The following is an 18147-nucleotide window of genomic DNA, read 5'->3' on the forward strand; positions in this document are numbered from 1 at the left end:
AGCTACAGCCCCTTAAACGGGACTGACAGGATTTGAACCTGTGACTAATCGGTTAAATTGTGTGTATGCGCTTCACATATTGGGGCGCAGAACTGAAAATCAAAGAGCGGATATTCTGGCAAAGACGACCAATTGCGTCTCTTACCTGATGCCACAAAAAACAGAATTAAAATCAAAATATTAGACCAGTAAAAGTCACATCGCGCAAGTTAAGAAAGCCGTTGGCACATACGCAGGAGTTGAACCCGCGACCTTTTCTTTAAATAGAAATGCTCTACCAAGAGCTAGTATGTAAGCTTCTTTTGTTAGGGCGCGAAGTGGAACTTTTAACCGCCTTACCGATCTAAAAAGTTCAGGTATAAGAGAAGGCGCACAAGTCAGAGAAGCTATTTTTTAAACCCCTCCGCAAAAGGCGGAGGGTAGGAATCGAACCTACAATTCGAGTTTAAGTCGAACTTTACCAGTTTGTAAGCTTCTTTAGTTAGGGTACGCCTTCGACAACTGATGATTTTTTATACCGCGCAAGTTTGAAAAGCTGTTGACAATTTCTAGCGTGTTTACCATTTCACCATAAAAGCCGAAGCCTTTAGCGGGACTTGAACCCGCAATCTTTTCAGAGCTAGATTCTTAATGTGTGTAGGCTTCTCGAATTAGGGCGCGGAATAAAAGTTAATTCTTAGCCGTAAACGGCTTCTGGGCGGACAATTAAATCACCGCTGGGACGACGATCCAGCACGTAAGACTCGAAGCGATCGCTCTTGACATCAAAATGATTTGCTAGACGTTCCCCAATTGCCTTGTCACTCATTCCTGCCGTGATACCCAGTTGGTTTTCTGCCACATCATAGGAACGTCCTTCAAAACGAATGTGAACCATAACTGTTACCTCCTTAAGCGATTTTATATTTTATATTTTGGATTGTGGATTAGTAGCTTATCTGCTGTTTAGTCATGGCGTTAGTCGATAAAAATGCGAGGGTTAGCATCTGCGCTAATACGACAATTTTTACATAAACAAACGCCGTTCTAAATGGTAAGCTTGTTGGATATGGCGGATTTCCTCAGTCTTGTTTGCCGATCGCACTCGATCGCAATTGTTCTGTTCTGTATCCGCTTGAAATTCGTTGAAATTCGGTTGACTTGGTACAATATCTGACTCAGATCGAGTCAGTCTGTAACTGAACAGTCTCGTGAAAAGTAACAACATGACAATCAAGTCTGTATTGCAAGACTTTCAAATTTGATGTTCCTTGAAATCTCGATCGCTATTTAGTTGTCAAGGTTCAGATTTGGTACGGAAAATACAGGTTTTTGGCTCTCCTGCGCTTTCCATACTTTTATACTACAACTATACTACAAAGGTGTCAAGGGGGTAGGAAAAGTTTTTTAGATAAAACTTACAGAGGTTGTAGAAACGGGGTTTTTGAGAAAAATATTGTGTTATAACTCGCAAATGCACTAAAAAACCAGGTTTTTTGAGTTGAAGTGCGATCGCCAACTGTGCAATCGGGCCCAGAAACCGGGTTTCTACGAGCAATATTGTTTGGCGACGAGGCATACACCAAGAAACCGGGTTTCTTCAACCCTGCACCCAAATAGCTCAAACATCTTTAACATAGGAAATGCTATCGCGGATATTGTGGAAACCAACAGACTCGTAAAGCCCCATCGCACCCCAGGGATTTTCAGTATCGACACCGATAATAGCAGTCTCGACACCGGCAGCTTTCAGCCGATGCAAACCAGCCAGCAACATAGCTCGTCCCAAGCCAATTTTGCGGAAGCCGCGCCGGGTGCCCAGAGACATAATCCAGCCTTCGTTTCGTCCAGTGCGATCGCACTCTTCCGGGCTAATTTCGCCGTAGCAAAAAGCTGCAAAAGTCCCGTCAGCAGCAACAGCAATTAAGTCTAAATCCTTTCTGTAACTGGGTTGGGCTAAATCGTATTTGAATTTCTCGACTGTTAAATCGTGGTGATTCCAGTGGTCGATAAACGATTGGTTGAACATTTCTACCCAAGCTTCCGAATCCTGTTCGCCGGGGAATAGACGCAGCGTAAAACCTTCTGGGCATTGGGGTTCTGCGATCGGTTCAGAAAGCGATCGCGCCATGCGGCAAAAATAGCGATCGACCCTAAAACCGCAACTTTCCAGCACAGAAATGCGATCGGCATCTACCGCGTTAACCCAGGATCGCAGCTTCACTGGCGCACCCCGCAATGATCCCACCTCGCGCATTCGCGTTTCGCCCCAAACCACTGCCGCCGCTTCCACATCCCCGCAGCGCGCATCGGGATCGACGCGAAACCACAGCCAGCCATCGGTGACTTCCCCTGGTTCCGAAATCGACAACAAAGCAAAACCGATTAACTTGCCGCCCGCATCTTCCCAAAGGCAGATATCGCGCGCTAAATATCGGGAAGGTTCGCTAAATTTTTGTCCTAATTCCGAGATGGAAGTGCCTTCATCGAGCCGATCAACTTCTTCGCAAGTATTCATTAAATGCGCGATCGCATTTAAATCGCTTTCGCCGGCATAGGGTCTGCTCGATACACTTAACATAGCTTGTCAGCTCAGGATGTGAGTTTAAATCACATCTTGCACCATTGCCCACAAATTTTTCAAGGGCGGGCTCTTTTGCCCACCCCACAAGCAACTTGATGTTTTGTGGAACAGGCATCTTGCCTGTTCTTGAAAAGGAAAATGTAGTTTTAGCGACAAAAGTAACAAATTGTTACTTTGTTTCTCAGGAATGAGACGAAGGAATCACCCCAGAGATATATTCAAAAACATCAAGTTAGTCACCAAGTTGACCAACTAAAGATAAGAAATAATTTTTCGTCTAAGTTAAGGAGAACTCAATGCTTGACGCTTTTTCAAGAGCTGTAGTTTCAGCCGATGCCAGCACCTCCACCGTTGGTGATATTGCTGCCCTCAGAGCTTTCGTTGCCAGCGGCAACCGACGCTTGGATGCTGTCAACGCGATCGCCAGCAACGCTAGCTGCATGGTTTCTGACGCTGTTGCCGGTATGATCTGCGAAAACCAAGGCTTGATTCAAGCCGGTGGCAACTGCTACCCTAACCGTCGCATGGCTGCTTGCTTGCGCGATGCAGAAATCATTTTGCGCTATGTCACCTACGCTATTTTGGCTGGTGATGCTTCCGTTCTTGATGACCGTTGCTTGAATGGCTTGAAAGAAACCTACGCAGCTTTGGGCGTGCCCACCACCTCCACCGTGCGTGCTGTTCAAATCATGAAGGCTCAAGCCGCTGCTCACATCCAAGACAACCCCAGCGAAAAATTTGCTGGTGCTAAGTTGCGGAAAATGGGAACAATCGTAGTTGAAGATCGTTGCGCTAGCTTGGTTGCTGAAGCTTCCAGCTACTTCGATCGCATCATTTCTGCCCTGAGCTAGTTTATTGCTAATCGCAATTCGCTCAGCCAAATAGAAACTACGCTCACAGTCAAAATCAGTTTAGGAGATTTAGGAAATGAAATCAGTTCTCACCACCGCGATTGCTTCTGCTGATGCAGCAGGACGCTTCCCTAGCACCTCAGATTTAGAATCAGTTCAAGGTTCTATCCAACGCTCTGCTGCTCGTTTAGAAGCCGCAGAAAAATTAGGCAACAACCTGGATGCAGTTGCTAAAGAAGCTTATGATGCTTGCATCAAAAAGTATCCTTACTTGAACGAAGCCGGTCAAGCTAACTCCACCGATACTTTCAAAGCAAAATGCCATCGTGACATCAAGCACTACTTGCGCTTGATCCAATACTGCTTGGTAGTTGGCGGCACAGGCCCTCTTGATGAATGGGGTATTGCTGGTCAACGCGAAGTCTATCGCGCTTTGAGCTTGCCTACTGCTCCTTACGTTGAAGCATTAAGCTTTGCTCGTAACCGCGGTTGCACTCCTCGCGATATGTCTGCTCAAGCTTTGACTGAGTACAATGCTCTTCTTGACTACGCCATCAACTCCCTGTCCTAATTAATTGACAGGTTTGTAATGTCGTGACTGGGTAGTTTTTACCCCGACAAGTCTAGGAACTCTTGGCTCGTTGCTTTACCGATTTCGGTGAAGTAAGGGTAAAGAATTCCTGGGCTTGTTATTTTGTTTAAATAGACATATCCTAATTTCTATCGGGCATCGGGCATCGGGCATCGGGCATCGGGCATCGGTAGCTCACTCTCCTCTTCTCCCCGTCCCCCTCTCCTCTTCTCCCCATCTCCCCCTCCCCACTCTATGGATAAACGCTTTTTTAGTTTTTTTAATTTAACAGAAGACCAGGCGATCGCCATTTTAGATACGCCCCAAGCTGAAATTGGCGAAGAGGATTCCCGCTACATAGCCGCTTCCCATTTGATAAATTTTGCCACAGATCGATCGATCGCAGCACTGATGCGAGCAGTACAACAAACCGATCCAGCCCTAGACAACCGCATTGTGCGCCGCAAGTCGGTGGAAACTTTGGGAAGACTCCAAGCTGTCCAAGCATTGCCGGTGATTCGCACCTGTTTGAGCGATGATGACTGCTACACCGTGGAAAATGCTGTTTGGGCGATCGGCGAAATAGGCACTCAAGACTGCGATATTTTAGAAGAAGTTGCTCAACTACTGGACAAACCAGGACAAACCTACCGGGTAATTATCCACACCCTGACTAAATTGGATTATCAGCCAGGTTTAGAAAGAATTCGCAAATTTGTTGATGATGTTGATCCACCCACTGCTAGTGCTGCGATCGCCGCAATTTGTCGCCTAACCAGAGACTTTTCTAAAATGGGACAAGTTGTCGCCATGCTACAACACAAAAATGTCCTAGGGCGCAGATTATCTATTCAGGATTTGATTGATGCCCGTTACTACGATGCAATTCCCAATATTGCCCGATGTCCCGTATCTTTAGTCTTTCGGCTGAGGGGAATTCGGATGTTAGCAGCAGCCGGAATCGCTGACAAATCCCTTAGCTTTGCCACCATTCAACCTTACTTAGAGCAAACCTTACGAGATAAACCAGGTGATTTGGATTTAGTCCACAGTTATGAAAAATTACCAGATTTACCATTTCTGATTCACGAATTATACGAAACAGATTTTGGGCGTTGCTATTTAGCCAGCAAAATGATTCTGGAAAATTACTCAGAGGATGCACCCGCTGCACTTTTTGCCACCTTTGCTGAAGAAGCAAATAATGACTATGGAGCGCATTTTCATGTAGTAAAATTGTTTGGTTGGCTCAAACACTCTCCAGCCTACGATTTGTTATTGGAAGCTTTGAATAACCCCCAGCCCCAGTTTCAAAAATCCCGTGCAGCGGCTGCGATCGCCCTAGGGGAACTCGGAGAAGAGCGTGCTATTCCAAAATTGCAAGCCTGTTTGGAAACAAAAATCTGGGATTTGCAGTATGCTACATTAATTGCCCTGGAAAAACTAGGCGATATCAGTGGTTATCAAGCCGATACGACCAATCGAGATTGGTTAGTGCAAGCTAAAATAGAAGCTCATAATTCAGTAAAATCCTAATTATCTTAATTAAAGCCTTCTTCATTCTTCATTCTTCATTCTTCATTCTTTAAAAATTATGACAACAGATGCTTTGTTTGAACAACTAAAACACCCGAATCCTCATATGCGCGATCGGGCAATGTATGAAATTGCCGATTCCCGCGATGAAAATACCATCTCTCGACTGGTGGGCATTTTAGATGACGAAGATGTCGTCTATCGTCGGGCGGCTGTGAAGGCTTTGGGTGCGATCGGTGAGGATGCCATACCACCCGTGGTTGACGCCATGTTAAACAGTGAGAATGTGACTGTGCGAGGGAGTGCGGCGAAGGTATTGGCGCAAATTGCGATTAATTATCCAGAGTTGCCTTTCCCGGAAGTGGGTTTGCAGGGATTGAAAAAGGCGATCGATGACGCTAATCCTGTGGTGCATATTGCAGCAGTGATGGCCTTGGGGCAGATGGGTTCCTCTGCATTTGAAATTTTGGTAGAATCGCTGACAACAACGGATAATGTGGCGGTACAGGTGGCGATTGTCAATGCGCTTGCTTCTGTGGGCGATCGACGTTGTGTAGAAATTCTCACCAGATTTGCCAATGATGAAGCAGTTGATTCCTACGTGCGGGAATCGGCGACAAGTTCTTTATCTCGGTTGGATTTGGTGATGAATTATAAGCGTGCAGAATAGTTAGGTTTTTATTGGGGTGATGAAGTATTAAGGCTTTGGCTGTGACGGCTTGGTTTGTTTGTGCGATCGCTCCCGATCGGTTGGCGATTGGCGCGCTTAGTAACCATGACAGATTGGCTGCGTGGTTGCTGTCTGGTATTATTTTTTTGCAATGTAAAATGTTTGATTATCTTTGATTTTAGGGTCAACACGCACAGAAATATTGGTTTTTTCAGAAATTGTAAGTTCTTGATGTGTCATATTATCTAATTGAATTTCCAAAATAGGCTTTTTGTATAATCTTCCTTCTGCGGTTTCAACTATCACCATATCCCCAACTTTGATCGTATAATTTTCGATTTCAAACGCCAATATCTTACTACTATATATTTTTACAACTTTTTCTATCTTTTGAAAAGTATGTATTGATTCTTGTTTGATAATTTTTTCAAACAGTGTTTCAAAAATGGCTTGACAATACACTTCTAAAAATTGAATATAAGGTTCTAATTCAGAGATACCTAAAATCTGCACTGGTGTTTCTGAACCGTGAGCAATTTGATTTCTCCTTTCAACCAACTCATTAATTTTATTGTACACAATATCTTTTTCTGTCCTTGTAATCTCATTGGCTTGTAAACCAACTTCGTTATTAAGGCTTTCATTTTTAATTAATTCATTGTTCAAATCTAAATTTAAAAGTTTAAATATTTCTACAATTTTATTGTGCTTTAAGTTGCCAGATAACAGGACAAAAGCTTCTGTATTAATTTGATAATTTGTAGGACTAACAAGACAAGTATTTAAGTTTTTTAACAATTCTTCTTTGGTAAGATGTTGATATTTTGCACTTTCTCTACTTATAATAATATTTATTAGTTTTAAAGAAAGTTCAAAATGATTATTTCTAATTTTTTCATCTAATTCGTTATAATTAGGTACTAACTTAGAAAGTGAGTCAAGATATTCCTTGATCCAAGTTTCAACATATTTTTCTAACAGCCCATAAAGTGAAATAATAGCTGCTTTATATTCAAATATCCGTTTATCTGTTCTAAAACTTTTATCATGTTCTTTTAGCCTATTTAGCAAAGCCTTGATTTGTTCATTATCCTCTTCTAAAACAGCATAACTAACCACATCGTTTACATACTGAATATGTTTCAAATATTCTCGTATTTGATTGACTTCTGCTTTAAATCTCTCCAAGGATTTTATATTCATAATTTCTACCCAAGTTTATTAAATATAGCTTTGTAGAAATTCATTAAAATATTCTATACGATTTTCTACATCTTTTCGATCGCCATACCTCCCATCAAAAATATGTCTATTTTTTCTTTTTGAAAATAACAATTTATCGTCTGAATATCTTGTTTCTTTGATGGTTTCCGCATTTTCTATTATGCGATTTTTTGATTTCAAATTCCTTGAAAAAACCTGCATTAAGGGATCGTAAACACTCTTTCTCGGTGTCTTAGATTCTTGGGATCTTGAAGGAGCTAAAAACGCAGTCTCACCAAAAACTGTATAAACCAACTCAATAGTTTCGTTAAATACAGATTCAAGATCGTTCAAAACTTTATCCGACCAGCTATTGGCTTGTCTCAGATAATCATCTAAAAAACCATCGATAGGGGACTTTAATTTATCTAAATGTCTGTAAGCAAAAAATCGTAAAACTAATTCAACATCTTCCATTTTACGATACAATGCTAATCTAGCTGAAAATTCTGATTGTTTTAGCTCTTCTTCGCTTTTAAGTAGTAAATCTTCTACCTGGCTTTCTAAAGGTAGTTGCCACATTTTACGAAAGAGGTCGTTTTTGGCAAGCTTCATGCACAGTTGATTAAATTTGCCATTATGTAAAGCATTTCTCGTTTCTTGTGGTGTTAGTTTTTCACCGCCACTATTCAATCTTTCAAAAACTATTCGCTTGAGACTTTCGGCTTCCTCTCTGGTTTTTGCTGTTTCTTCTAACAATACGATAGATGATAAATAGCGCCTGTCTATACCTCTTCTAACTTGTTCAGGTAAATCGTCATATCTTTTTCCATTAAGTTCCTGCCAATATTCTAATCCTTTTAATTCAAATCTCCCTTTATAAAAGTCATAAATAGTGGTGAGCCTTTGTTGTCCGTCCATTACTTCATAAATAGAATAATCTACTTCATAAAGAAAAATAGGAGGAATAGGTACATTCATTATAAATGATTCTATTAAACGAGATTTGCGAGTGTTATCCCACCTTTTTCTGCGTTGGTACTCAGGATTTAAGATATATTTTTTACTGTCTCCCTGCTTGCTATCAAGCATAGTTTGTATGCTGTCAAGGGGATAACGAGCTTGCTCAGTCACTATTCTGATCTCACCTCTCTTGTATTTCTCGTTGATTTCCTGGTCGGAAAGAGAGGATTGGGAGAGATCGGATTGATTTCCAATACTAAATGTTTCGCCGGGAATTAAGTAGTTACTTACGCTCATATTTACTTTCCTATTTTTTAGGTTGCCATTAATACTTATTTTGCTGCTATATTGTTTTTACCTGATGCTTTACATCCTTTTTTCGCGATAAATTGAAAGGCGATAACCGCCAATACACTACAAATTTAGCCCTTTCTCCTTTCAACCTTAAAAACATCCTCAATACTTTTCCCAGCCGTTTTATCCTCCCAGCCCATCGCCATCAAAAAACTCTCAGCAGACTGAGTTTCCACCACATCAACTCCCCATTCTCCCGTTTGTAGCGCCTCAGTATCGCTACTCAATGGTGGCGTCTTCTTCAATCCCGCTAAAATCAAAATATCAGGAAAAGCATCATCGGCTTTCCCTTGACTCATCCGTTTATCCACCAAAGCTTGAGCACAAAATTCTCCGACTTGAGGAGGAGAAAACTCATTAGTAGAAAATAAAACTTCTACCATCCAATGCGGATGATTTAATTGACGACATTTAATCTGAGAATATTGACTTAAACCCTCAGCAAATACCAAAGTCAAATCTTCCCGACTTAATTGCGGAAAAATACCCTCTGGGATATCAAAATTATGAGAAAGCAACATCCGCCCTGTTCCAGATTCAGTCATATTTTTAGTTACTTAATTTGAGAAATTGCCAACTTGATCACACCTTGAATCGCCACTTCCGATTCCTGGGCTAATGCAGTTTGTAGCGGCTCGATCGCACTTCGATCGCCCACTTTCATCAAAGACAAAGCCGCCGCCCTGCGACTTTCGCCATCGCCATGATGCAATAACTCAATCAGATTGGGGATTCCAGGCTTATATGCCAGATTTCCTAAAGCAGCAGCAGCCTCGCAACGCACGTCAACATCAACATCCGTCAGAGACTTAACCAAAATCTCAAATAACTCCGCTTTGGGCTCTTCCTGGGCGACTTTGGCGATCGCCCCTACCACCGCCCCACGCACCACAGGAGAATCAGAGGCGATCGCCTGATACAAATACTCCTTCGCACCCGCCCCAATAAACGCCAACGCCCAAGCCGCATGACCGATCGTACTTTCCGGCAAATCAGTAGATGCTAAAATATCCAACAAAGCCTGCACAGAAGGTTCCCCAATCCTCGCCAGCGCCCCAATTGACGAACCCTTAACCACCGTATCCCGATCGTTCAACAAAGCATGAATTAAATTAGGAACCGCCGTCGGATCGCCAATCAAAGTCAGAGTTTTAGCAGCCGCACGTCGCACAACCGGATTAGCATGATTCGCCAAAGCCTCCAACAAAAAAGGAGTCGCCGCTTCACCAATTTCTGCCAGAGTTTCCGCACAACGCAGTCGAGTCATCCCCCGCGTATCTCCCAAAGATTCAACCAGACGCATCAAAAGCTCAGCATCATTAACATCAAAAGTATCTAAATCTATTTGTTCAGTAACTTGTTGAAGCAAACCATCTGTTTCTGCATGAGCTAACACAATTGAAGCATCCTGAGATTGAGCATTAGAATTGACCATGATTGTCACCTAATTATTGGTAGTTATAGCCGCCAATTGAGTGCGGAGACTTTCTAGTCCAGCCTCAATTTTAGCAAGTTCCGGCTCAATTTTAGCCATAGCTGCTTTCTGTGGCAGCTTAGCCTTTTGTGCCGCCACCATCGTCTCATTCACCAAACGTTCCCGATACCGCTCAAATTCGGCAATAACTTCCACCAATTCTTCAGCATCTACCTGTGTTGAATCTTCACTTAAATCTGCGGCAGATTTATCATGCTCAGATGTTGTCAATTCTTCGTTTTCAGACATAGTTTTGATAGTTTGATAATTAGTCCGCGCACCATCCGGACTTTGTTTTTGTAGTGGCGATTTCAATCGCCGGGTTTTTCTTTGTTTTTGTAGTGGCGATTTCAATCGCCGGGTTTTTCTTTGTTTTTGTAGCCGCGATTTCAATCGCCGGGTTTTTCTTTGTGTACTTTAACATGACACCGCAGCCGCCCCAGAAACTCTCAAGCGATTGTGTTCCAACAACTCTTCTAAAACAGACGGAGAAATACAACGACGCTCAGAACAGTATGCCATTTGTTTAACCCCATTGCTCATTTGAACAGTCATCACCCGCACTCGAAAATGATCGTTAATAAACCAACAGCGTTCCTGTCCTTGATTTGTCTCATATTCCGTCTCAATAGTCAATACCCCATCATCAGCAAAATTGTAAATACCAATCACCGGAATGCCTTCAACGTAGCCTCGATTTCGCAGAAACTTACCCATCTTCGGGTTATTAGGATTCGGCACATCGATCAGAATTGCAGCATAATTTTGGTTCGGGATGGCATCATCCAAATTATCTTGCCACATGAAACTGCATCCCCCACTAACCAAAGCAGGATCTACATTTTGCTGTTGACAAACCTCTAAAACTCTGGGATCATCAATTGACAAGACATCAATCATGACATTGGATTCTCCCGACTCATCAGCAGCAGCAGTATCAAAATTATGGACTGTTCGCTGAGTGAACCAAACGCCCTCACTCTTGCGAAAGAAATCCATCATAGTCATCGGTGGTGTTAGCAGCATTTCTGTGTCAGCTTAGCGAGAGGAATCAAGCAAGTCCCCTTGTCTGGGGGGATGGGAGGGAAATCGGATCGGATTTTGGTTAAGAAAATTAACTTTCTGGCGATCGCTCATCAATCAAATTCTAGGATAAATGACACCGGACAACTTTGAGCAATTCCATCAATAAATCTTCAAAAAATATAATGGCACTTCGTCAACACTCATTTTTCCTCTCCGAACCCCTGACTCTCACAGAAGTCTTACAAGCTCTTGAGCAAACTAAAAGTCTAGCTCAAACCAACCTCCAAGGAATCAACCTCAGCCAAATGGATTTATCCGGAATTGATTTGAGTGGAGCAAATTTGATTGGGGCCAGCCTCAGCAAAACCAATTTCCAAGGCGCCAATCTCCAGGGAGTTGACTTCCGGCGCGCTAACCTCCAAGACGCCAATTTAAGCGGAGCAAATTTACAAGAAAGTTATTTTTTTAGAGCTGATTTACAAGGTTGCAATCTAGCCGATGCCAACTTAGAAGCAGCTAAATTCAAATTAGCTTTATATGATAGCAAGACTATGTGGCCAGAAGGATTTAATTACCAAAAAGCCGAAGCTATTGGCCCGAAAGCTAGTCTGAGCGGGGCTTTTTTGAATACAGCAAATCTCCGAGGAGCTGATTTGAGTTACTGCAATCTGCGCGGTGCTTATCTCAGTGGAGCAGATTTAACTGGAGCCAATTTAGAGGGAGCGGCTTTAAGCGGGGCTAATCTTCAAAATGCTTTTTTGACTGGTGCTTATTTACGGAATGCCATGTTAATTGGAGTTGAATTGCAGGGCGCAGATTTACGGGCGGCTGATTTGACTGGAGCAAATTTAGAACAATTAAAAAGTATTGCTGGTGCTGATTTTAGCTTAGTACAAGGATTGACTGCGGAAGCGAGAGCGATGCTTTGCAGTCGCGATTCCAAGGAGTTAGGTACTTGGAATTGTTTTACTCGGAATAATACAGCTCAAAGTCTTGGTTGTTAAGGATATTAATTCAGCTAAGCTAAACAGGATTTATCTATTCTTTCGTCAATTTCCCGTAATCAAAAGGTTTGTAGTGAGGACTTTATTTCTCTCATTTTTGCGGACTAAAGTCCTCACTACAAACCAATCTTAGCTTTAGGGGGCGTCGTAGAAAATCCCTAAATCAACATCGACAATCTCACAGCGATGCACCCCTCTTCCTTCTTCCTTCTTCCTTCTTCCTTCTTCCTTCTTCCTTCTTTTATAAATGCCGTTCCAAATCGAACAGAAAACCGTGAATATACTCCTCAGTCCACTCCTCACCATAGAACCGCAAAAACATCCCCCTAGCAGGATCTTTAGCAGCACGATAGTTGATATAATTCCGTTGAGCTTGAAGAATCTCGGCTAATCTTTGACTGTCGGTGACTGGCTCCGCCCGATCGACCAAATCGAGATAAGCTTGTAAATAATCCTTAAAAGCATCAAACACCAGAGTTTGCACAGCCTCAGTTTCCTTCGGACGAGTCCACAGAAAAGCCGGAGAAAAGAAAGGTTTTGCCTCTTCAGGAAAATCTCCCCCCCAGGGCAAATCTTTTTGATACTTATTAAAAATCGGTAAAATCGGCTCAGAGTATTGCTTCTGATAAGCAGCATCATGAAAAAGCGGCTGCATATCCAAAGCAATCAAATGTCCCCCCGGCAAAGTCACCAAATCCGCCCCAAAAAAAGGCAAATCATAATTAATTTGGGGAAAAATCACAAAATTCAGTACCTGGAGAGCATCACCGCCCTCAACATGAGCCGCCCGAATTTGCCGCAGTTTGGGGGATTGAAAAGCATAGCTGGTAGTAACAACCAACTGCTCTTTTTTTCCTTTCCCCGTGATACATTCTTTTCTTTCAAAACCTGCCGGAATCGGATATGGAGCCAGGTCAAGTCGTTCCCTTAGCAGCGGGATGGCGTAATCTAAAAAAGGCTGATAGAGAGTCATTTGTACTTTATTTTTTCCCGGCGGGAATCGCTAACGGAACAGCATCTTCAAACAAAAATTCGTACAAAAAGCGCTCTGACCATTCATGACCAAAATAGCTGCCAAATAGCCCGGATGCGGGGTCTCTTTCTGCACTATACTGATCGTAATCTTTTTGTGCTTTCACAATCCGCTGAATTTCTTCGGGAGTGGTAAGGGGAGTAGCTTGCTCTAGCATTTTCCAATACAACTGGACGTATTCTTGATAGGCGGGAAACAATTGGTTGACTACTGTTTCGGCGTCTGTTTTGGCAAAGAGTAAATTTTTGGAAAAATACTGGTTGGCATCATAAAACTTCATTTCTAAGTCTTGCACCAACGAGCTGTATTTACCTCGAATTTCGGTCAATGGTTCGATATACTTGTCTATGTAAGGGCGATCGCGAAATAACGGCTGAAAATCTATCACCACCAAGATTTTCTTTTGTCCAAACGCTAAAAAATCAATCCCTAGCAAGGGCACATCGTAATTGTGGTTTGGATAAATCACACTGTTGAAAATTTGAGCCGTTTCCCCAGCATCGATGTAGGTGTAGCGAATCTTGCGCAATTGTGGGCATTGATAGCACCAACTTTGAATCGTGGCGGGATTTTTACCTCTTTCACTCACCACAGATTCCAATCCAGAGGGAATGGGACGGCTCTCTAGTGCAAAGTTCTCAAACAGTTCTTTTTCTAGAAATTGCTGAAATGGCTTAAACATAGATTATAATTTAGCTCCTTCAATCTCTCCCCGAAACAGAATAATAGGCGATCGCCTTAAACGCCGTCTCTTTTTTGGCTAACAAAGTAATATTTCGTTATGAAACCAAAGCTGCGATCGGACTTATCTAATGAAGACTTTGTACCACACTCTCATCTTTGACAGGCTCAAATGTAACAAAACTTAATAAAAATTCTCATAATTCTCGTCTATAACTTGGATTGTGTCCAACTACCTCCGTACAATTCTAATAACTATGCAATTAAGTGAAAGAGCCAAACAATTAATTCCCAAAGCCAGAATCGTCAGCTTTGCCACTTGGAAAAACCTCTATTCAGATGAAGTAATTGCCATTTTTCAACAGGCTGACGACGAAAATCGATATCTCACCGATGAAGATTTAGAAAACATCAAAAATCTGGTTCCCGATACCTCTTTAATGTTAGAACAAGCAAGATTGCTGCGAGAACAAGCACCTAATCTTGTATCGAAGGCCAGGGAAAAGGTGTTAGCCGAGTTTCCTAATATCGCCGAACCAGGCAATGACCTCTATCCTCCTGCACGCGCCGAAGCCTGTTGGCGAGATTTTTGGCACTTCTTGCGCTGCGTCTCCTATAGCATAGCAGGTAAAAATCCAGAATTTACCAGTCAAGCAGGACTAGAAAACATGGAACTACTTTATCAAGAATTGCGAGTTCCTTTGGCGGCGATGCTCTGTGGATTAGAAGAGTTAAAAACAGTTAGTTTACAGCAATTTAGTTCTGAGGAACAGGATTTATCTGGTCTTTCTTTTGATAATTTAATCGCAGGCTTAAAACAGTTTAGTCAAGCTTGAGCCGTTAACAATCGCAGGAATTACGCACAGGCATTCAAGAAACCGGGTTTTTCACCGATATTACTCGCACTCCAGACCATATTTCCCGAAAAAACCCCGGTTTCTGCCTCTAGAACTCCATACAATATTCTTAACTGTTCTCAAGCAAGTTTTCTAAAGCCGCACCAACCACTCGATGATGGGAATCTTGGCGCAGTTGACTCAAGACTTCCTTCGCCCCTGGAACATCAAAATGCTTCAAAGCAGATGCAGTGTGCTGACGAATCCCTTCATACTCAGAACCAGCCAGCGCCAATAACCGAGCAAGTGCCGCTGGTTCCTGACTGCTTCCGGCCAACGCACCCAGTGCATCCACCGCCGCTTCCTGGGTGGTCATATCTTCACCAGCCAAGGCTTCGATACATACCTCAAAAAGTTCGTTGTAGCACTCCATATCCACCAGAGCGCCCAGAATGCTGCGACGCACCAGCCAGTGGTCATCCTGAATAAAAGTCAGCACTAAATGAGATGCAGCGCATCTACCGAACAGCGACAGGGAATTTGCTGCTTCGGCTCGCACATTGGGAGTGTTATCAAGTTTGATAATTTGGAGCAAGGCAGCGAAAGATTCCGCGCTTTGTTGTTGTCCAAATCCCCTGCTGACAAAGGTGCGTACTAAAAATTCTGGGTCGTTGAGTCGAGCTTTTAGCAATGGAACCGCAATCTCTGGTGTATAATCTTTCAGAGCTGCGATCGCCTTAAGTCGATATTGAAAATCAGAATTTTCTAAAGATGCTTCGATTTCGTGAATATCCATAACCGCAACAGAGCAGGACTTTCCTTACTTTAAACAAAAAGGTTCACTTTGTGCAACTGACCAAAATTATTTTAACGAAATCTTTTTTTACCATAAACCGGCTTGCTTTAAACTCTCTCATCAAATCGAGTCTGAAAACTGCCGTATTTGAACCAATATTGTCGCAGTTCATGATGAGGTGTATGCAAACTTCCTTTCGCTTGATAGAGCATCACTTGTCGATGATTTCCCATCCACACTCGTTTGAGCGGTTCCACAGAAATTAAGCATCCTCCTAGACTGGTGATACATTGCTCAAATCTCTCAACGGCTGGGTAGTCTAAAGTTTCAAAAATCACAAATTGGCCTAAAAAAATCAGGTGACGACTTCTTATCCAAGCCTGCATTTTTTTATCGGCTATAGGGGGTAATACCATTTTATATTTTAGATTTTAGAAACACTCCTGAACACGCTCCCACAAAAAAAAATCCTTATGGCTGACATCCGTTACATCCGTTATCAAATCCGTTGCCGAACATCCTTCTTGCTAACATCCTTTACATCCCATACATTGCTCGTTGCCGAACTTCCTTCTTCTATAAATCAAGTGGCTGGCTTTTTTTCCATAGAAAAAGAGCGAATAATAAACTCGCTCTAGAGAAAGTAGAAGACAGTGACATACTCCTACGCCAACTGAGTACAGTATGGCGTAGGCTTCTCAGTGACTCCAGCTATTGCTTCGGACATTGACTGAGCGTTAAAGACGGGATGACCCACCGCCCTATTTTTTATATTTATCGCAGCATTGTGATCGCGGTCAAGACTACATCCACAATGTGGGCAGTCGTGCCATCTTTCGTGCAGCTTTTTCGGTACTTTTTCACCACAACCAGAACAATCTTGTGAAGTATTATAGGCACTTACTGGGATTACCAACAGACCAGCATTTACGGCTTTGTTTGTTAGAATCGACAGAAAGCTTGACCACCCAGCGTCCAACACAGATTTAGCTAGTTTTGTACGAGCAAGTCCTTTAACATTCAAATCTTCAACTGCAACAACGTCATATTTTTTCAATAAATTATTGGCAGTTTTAAAATGAAAATCTTTACGCTTGTCCGCTACTTTCTTATGACATTTCCCCAAGTGTTTAACTGCTTTTTGCCTGCGGTTACTGCCTTTTTTTCGACGCGAGACTCGCTTTTGAATAGTTCGCAGGCGTTTTTGAGCTTTGCGGTAATGTTGGGGAATTGCCACAGTCTCGTTTTCTGATGTTGTCAAAAAATCCTTCAACCCAACATCAATTCCAACAATCTTTTGAGGATTGAAATCTGGTTTGATCTCAGGGACTGTGGAATCTTCCAAGCTGAGAGTCACATATAGCAATCCTAAATCATTTTCTACACTTATTATGATATAATTATATGCAATAATTAATTGTGACGATAAAAATGAATAACTTACAACTGCCACAGAAAGATATGGAAAAAGAAAGAGTGGCTTTAGAATCTTTCATTAAAAGCGATCGAACTGTAAGAGAAATAAAACGAGCAATAGCTGTAAGGATGGCTATCGAAGGTAAGTTTTACCATGAAATTAGCAAATTTTTAGGTGTAAGTAAATTTTTTATTGGTTATTGGAAAAAACAATTTAAAACCAAAGGTGTCGCAGGGATTAAATTAGCAAATAAAGGGTCAAAAGGATATCTAACATCTCTACAAAAAACTTAAATAATCGAATGGCTAAAGAACAAAGAATATTGGGATTTCGATGAGCTTGTTACTTATTTAGAGAGAGAATTTGGTGTCAGCTATAAATCAAAACAGAGCTACTATGAACTTTTATCTCTGGCGAAGATTACCTGGAAAAAAACTCAGAAAATTAATCCCAAATCTGATACCGAACTGGTCAAAAAAAAGAGGGAAGAAATTAACAATATTTTAACCAAAAACAAGGCTGGCATAGAATCTGGGGAAATAATAGTATTTTTTTTAGATGAATGTCATCTACTTCATGGCGATCTCAATGGCTACGCTTGGGGTCGTTCTGATCTAAGAATTGAAGTCCCAATTACCAATCAAAAAAATAGACAAACTTATTTTGGCGCACTCAACTATCAAACCAAACAATTCCATGTTAAAGGTTATAAATCTGGGGATGGAAAATCAACAGTTGAATTCATAAAATACTTACAAAATAAATACAAAGGGCGGAAAATTATTTTGATTTGGGATGGAGCTAGTTATCATACATATGGAGAATTCAGAGATTATTTGTCAGAAGTTAATCGTGACAAAGAAGCTGATGATTGGTCAATCACTTGTGTTTTATTTGCTCCCAATGCTCCCGAACAGAATCCCGTTGAAGATATTTGGTTACAAGCTAAAAATTTTTTACGAAAGTATTGGTATTTATGTAAATCTTTTAAAATTATCAAATTTTTGTTTGAGTTTTTTACAAAAGAACATAAATTTGATTTCCCCAAAATCCATCAGTACACCTATACATAGAAAATGATTTAGGATTGCTATAGTACCCATCAGCTTTTTTGGTAACAGAGACGGTTTTAATCTTGAATCCATCAGGTATCGAACGGTGTAAAACAA

22 protein-coding genes, 1 tRNA gene and 1 pseudogene are annotated in these 18147 nt (G+C 41.7%); 7 read left to right on the plus strand and 17 right to left on the minus strand.

The features are described from left to right. Nucleotides 1-222 precede the first annotated feature (222 nt). The 4 genes from QUB52_RS20695 to QUB52_RS20710 form a co-directional block, all read right to left on the minus strand. A tRNA-OTHER gene (locus QUB52_RS20695) sits at nucleotides 223-293 on the minus strand. Between the two features lie 383 nt (nucleotides 294-676). Next, nucleotides 677-877 (minus strand): hypothetical protein, encoded by a 201-nt coding sequence (locus QUB52_RS20700; RefSeq protein WP_265234065.1) that lies wholly within the window; start codon nucleotides 875-877, stop codon nucleotides 677-679. Between the two features lie 129 nt (nucleotides 878-1006). After that, entirely contained in the window at nucleotides 1007-1207 is a 201-nt protein-coding gene (locus QUB52_RS20705; protein ID WP_332974664.1) for a radical SAM protein, read from the minus strand. A 393-nt stretch (nucleotides 1208-1600) separates the two neighbouring features. Further along, entirely contained in the window at nucleotides 1601-2560 is a 960-nt protein-coding gene (locus QUB52_RS20710) for a GNAT family N-acetyltransferase (protein ID WP_332974666.1), read from the minus strand. 299 nt (nucleotides 2561-2859) lie between these two features. Between QUB52_RS20710 and cpeB the strand changes: the two genes are divergently transcribed. The 4 genes from cpeB (at nucleotide 2860) to QUB52_RS20730 (ending at nucleotide 6191) form a co-directional block, all read left to right on the plus strand. Then, a complete protein-coding gene (gene cpeB, locus QUB52_RS20715; protein ID WP_265234062.1) occupies nucleotides 2860-3414 on the plus strand; it encodes a C-phycoerythrin subunit beta in 555 nt (184 codons plus the stop codon). Nucleotides 3415-3490: 76 nt separating this feature from the next. Continuing rightward, a complete protein-coding gene (locus QUB52_RS20720) occupies nucleotides 3491-3985 on the plus strand; it encodes a bleomycin hydrolase (RefSeq protein WP_265234061.1) in 495 nt (164 codons plus the stop codon). A gap of 255 nt (nucleotides 3986-4240) precedes the next feature. Further along, nucleotides 4241-5521 carry a HEAT repeat domain-containing protein gene (locus QUB52_RS20725; RefSeq protein WP_265234060.1) on the plus strand — a complete coding sequence of 427 codons (1281 nt, stop codon included), beginning with the start codon at nucleotides 4241-4243 and terminating at the stop codon, nucleotides 5519-5521. Nucleotides 5522-5579: 58 nt separating this feature from the next. Next, entirely contained in the window at nucleotides 5580-6191 is a 612-nt protein-coding gene (locus tag QUB52_RS20730) for a HEAT repeat domain-containing protein (RefSeq protein ID WP_265234059.1), read from the plus strand. 138 nt (nucleotides 6192-6329) lie between these two features. On the opposite strand, the gene QUB52_RS20735 is transcribed toward QUB52_RS20730, so the two are convergent. From QUB52_RS20735 to QUB52_RS20765, 7 genes are all read right to left on the minus strand, one after another. Beyond that, entirely contained in the window at nucleotides 6330-7394 is a 1065-nt protein-coding gene (locus tag QUB52_RS20735; RefSeq protein WP_332974668.1) for an MAE_28990/MAE_18760 family HEPN-like nuclease, read from the minus strand. Nucleotides 7395-7412: 18 nt separating this feature from the next. Then, a complete protein-coding gene (locus QUB52_RS20740) occupies nucleotides 7413-8654 on the minus strand; it encodes a DUF262 domain-containing protein (protein WP_332974670.1) in 1242 nt (413 codons plus the stop codon). 125 nt (nucleotides 8655-8779) lie between these two features. Next, complete coding sequence (locus QUB52_RS20745; protein ID WP_332974672.1) at nucleotides 8780-9256, minus strand: DUF2656 domain-containing protein; 477 nt, start codon at nucleotides 9254-9256, stop codon at nucleotides 8780-8782. Nucleotides 9257-9264: 8 nt separating this feature from the next. Continuing rightward, entirely contained in the window at nucleotides 9265-10146 is an 882-nt protein-coding gene (locus QUB52_RS20750; RefSeq protein WP_332974673.1) for a HEAT repeat domain-containing protein, read from the minus strand. Nucleotides 10147-10155: 9 nt separating this feature from the next. Then, nucleotides 10156-10434, minus strand: a complete 279-nt coding sequence (locus QUB52_RS20755; RefSeq protein WP_265234054.1) for a hypothetical protein — start codon at nucleotides 10432-10434, stop codon at nucleotides 10156-10158. Nucleotides 10435-10453: 19 nt separating this feature from the next. Further along, nucleotides 10454-10609 (minus strand): hypothetical protein, encoded by a 156-nt coding sequence (locus QUB52_RS20760; RefSeq protein ID WP_332974675.1) that lies wholly within the window; start codon nucleotides 10607-10609, stop codon nucleotides 10454-10456. Next, nucleotides 10603-11211 carry a phycobiliprotein lyase gene (locus tag QUB52_RS20765; RefSeq protein ID WP_265234053.1) on the minus strand — a complete coding sequence of 203 codons (609 nt, stop codon included), beginning with the start codon at nucleotides 11209-11211 and terminating at the stop codon, nucleotides 10603-10605. The genes QUB52_RS20760 and QUB52_RS20765 overlap by 7 nt, the downstream gene beginning before the upstream one ends. Before the next feature lie 182 nt (nucleotides 11212-11393). Between QUB52_RS20765 and QUB52_RS20770 the strand changes: the two genes are divergently transcribed. After that, nucleotides 11394-12215, plus strand: a complete 822-nt coding sequence (locus QUB52_RS20770; RefSeq protein ID WP_332974676.1) for a pentapeptide repeat-containing protein — start codon at nucleotides 11394-11396, stop codon at nucleotides 12213-12215. A 135-nt stretch (nucleotides 12216-12350) separates the two neighbouring features. Here QUB52_RS20770 and QUB52_RS20775 read toward each other — a convergent pair whose 3' ends face one another. Genes QUB52_RS20775 through QUB52_RS20785 form a run of 3 tightly spaced genes read right to left on the minus strand, consistent with a single transcriptional unit; the run spans nucleotide 12351 to nucleotide 13930 of the window. Then, nucleotides 12351-12521 carry a hypothetical protein gene (locus QUB52_RS20775; protein ID WP_332974677.1) on the minus strand — a complete coding sequence of 57 codons (171 nt, stop codon included), beginning with the start codon at nucleotides 12519-12521 and terminating at the stop codon, nucleotides 12351-12353. Continuing rightward, nucleotides 12457-13188 carry a phycoerythrobilin:ferredoxin oxidoreductase gene (locus QUB52_RS20780; protein ID WP_332974678.1) on the minus strand — a complete coding sequence of 244 codons (732 nt, stop codon included), beginning with the start codon at nucleotides 13186-13188 and terminating at the stop codon, nucleotides 12457-12459. The genes QUB52_RS20775 and QUB52_RS20780 overlap by 65 nt, the downstream gene beginning before the upstream one ends. A gap of 7 nt (nucleotides 13189-13195) precedes the next feature. Then, nucleotides 13196-13930: a 15,16-dihydrobiliverdin:ferredoxin oxidoreductase gene (locus tag QUB52_RS20785; protein ID WP_332974679.1), complete on the minus strand. Its 735-nt coding sequence runs from the start codon at nucleotides 13928-13930 to the stop codon at nucleotides 13196-13198. Between the two features lie 256 nt (nucleotides 13931-14186). Between QUB52_RS20785 and QUB52_RS20790 the strand changes: the two genes are divergently transcribed. After that, nucleotides 14187-14765 carry a phycobilisome protein gene (locus tag QUB52_RS20790; RefSeq protein ID WP_265234049.1) on the plus strand — a complete coding sequence of 193 codons (579 nt, stop codon included), beginning with the start codon at nucleotides 14187-14189 and terminating at the stop codon, nucleotides 14763-14765. Nucleotides 14766-14895: 130 nt separating this feature from the next. On the opposite strand, the gene QUB52_RS20795 is transcribed toward QUB52_RS20790, so the two are convergent. From QUB52_RS20795 to QUB52_RS20805, 3 genes are all read right to left on the minus strand, one after another. After that, complete coding sequence (locus QUB52_RS20795; protein ID WP_332974681.1) at nucleotides 14896-15561, minus strand: HEAT repeat domain-containing protein; 666 nt, start codon at nucleotides 15559-15561, stop codon at nucleotides 14896-14898. A gap of 107 nt (nucleotides 15562-15668) precedes the next feature. Further along, on the minus strand, nucleotides 15669-15977 hold the full coding sequence (locus QUB52_RS20800; RefSeq protein WP_332974682.1) for a CpeR family transcriptional regulator: 309 nt from the start codon (nucleotides 15975-15977) through the stop codon (nucleotides 15669-15671). Nucleotides 15978-16225: 248 nt separating this feature from the next. Next, entirely contained in the window at nucleotides 16226-17014 is a 789-nt protein-coding gene (locus QUB52_RS20805) for an RNA-guided endonuclease InsQ/TnpB family protein (protein ID WP_442923373.1), read from the minus strand. Between the two features lie 8 nt (nucleotides 17015-17022). On the opposite strand from QUB52_RS20805, the pseudogene QUB52_RS20810 reads away from it, so the two are divergent. Then, nucleotides 17023-18051: pseudogene (locus QUB52_RS20810) on the plus strand (IS630 family transposase). Nucleotides 18052-18147 lie beyond the last annotated feature (96 nt).

The sequence above is a fragment of the Microcoleus sp. A6-C6 genome, from assembly GCF_036705955.1.
Taxonomy (GTDB): Bacteria; Cyanobacteriota; Cyanobacteriia; order Cyanobacteriales; family Microcoleaceae; genus Microcoleus.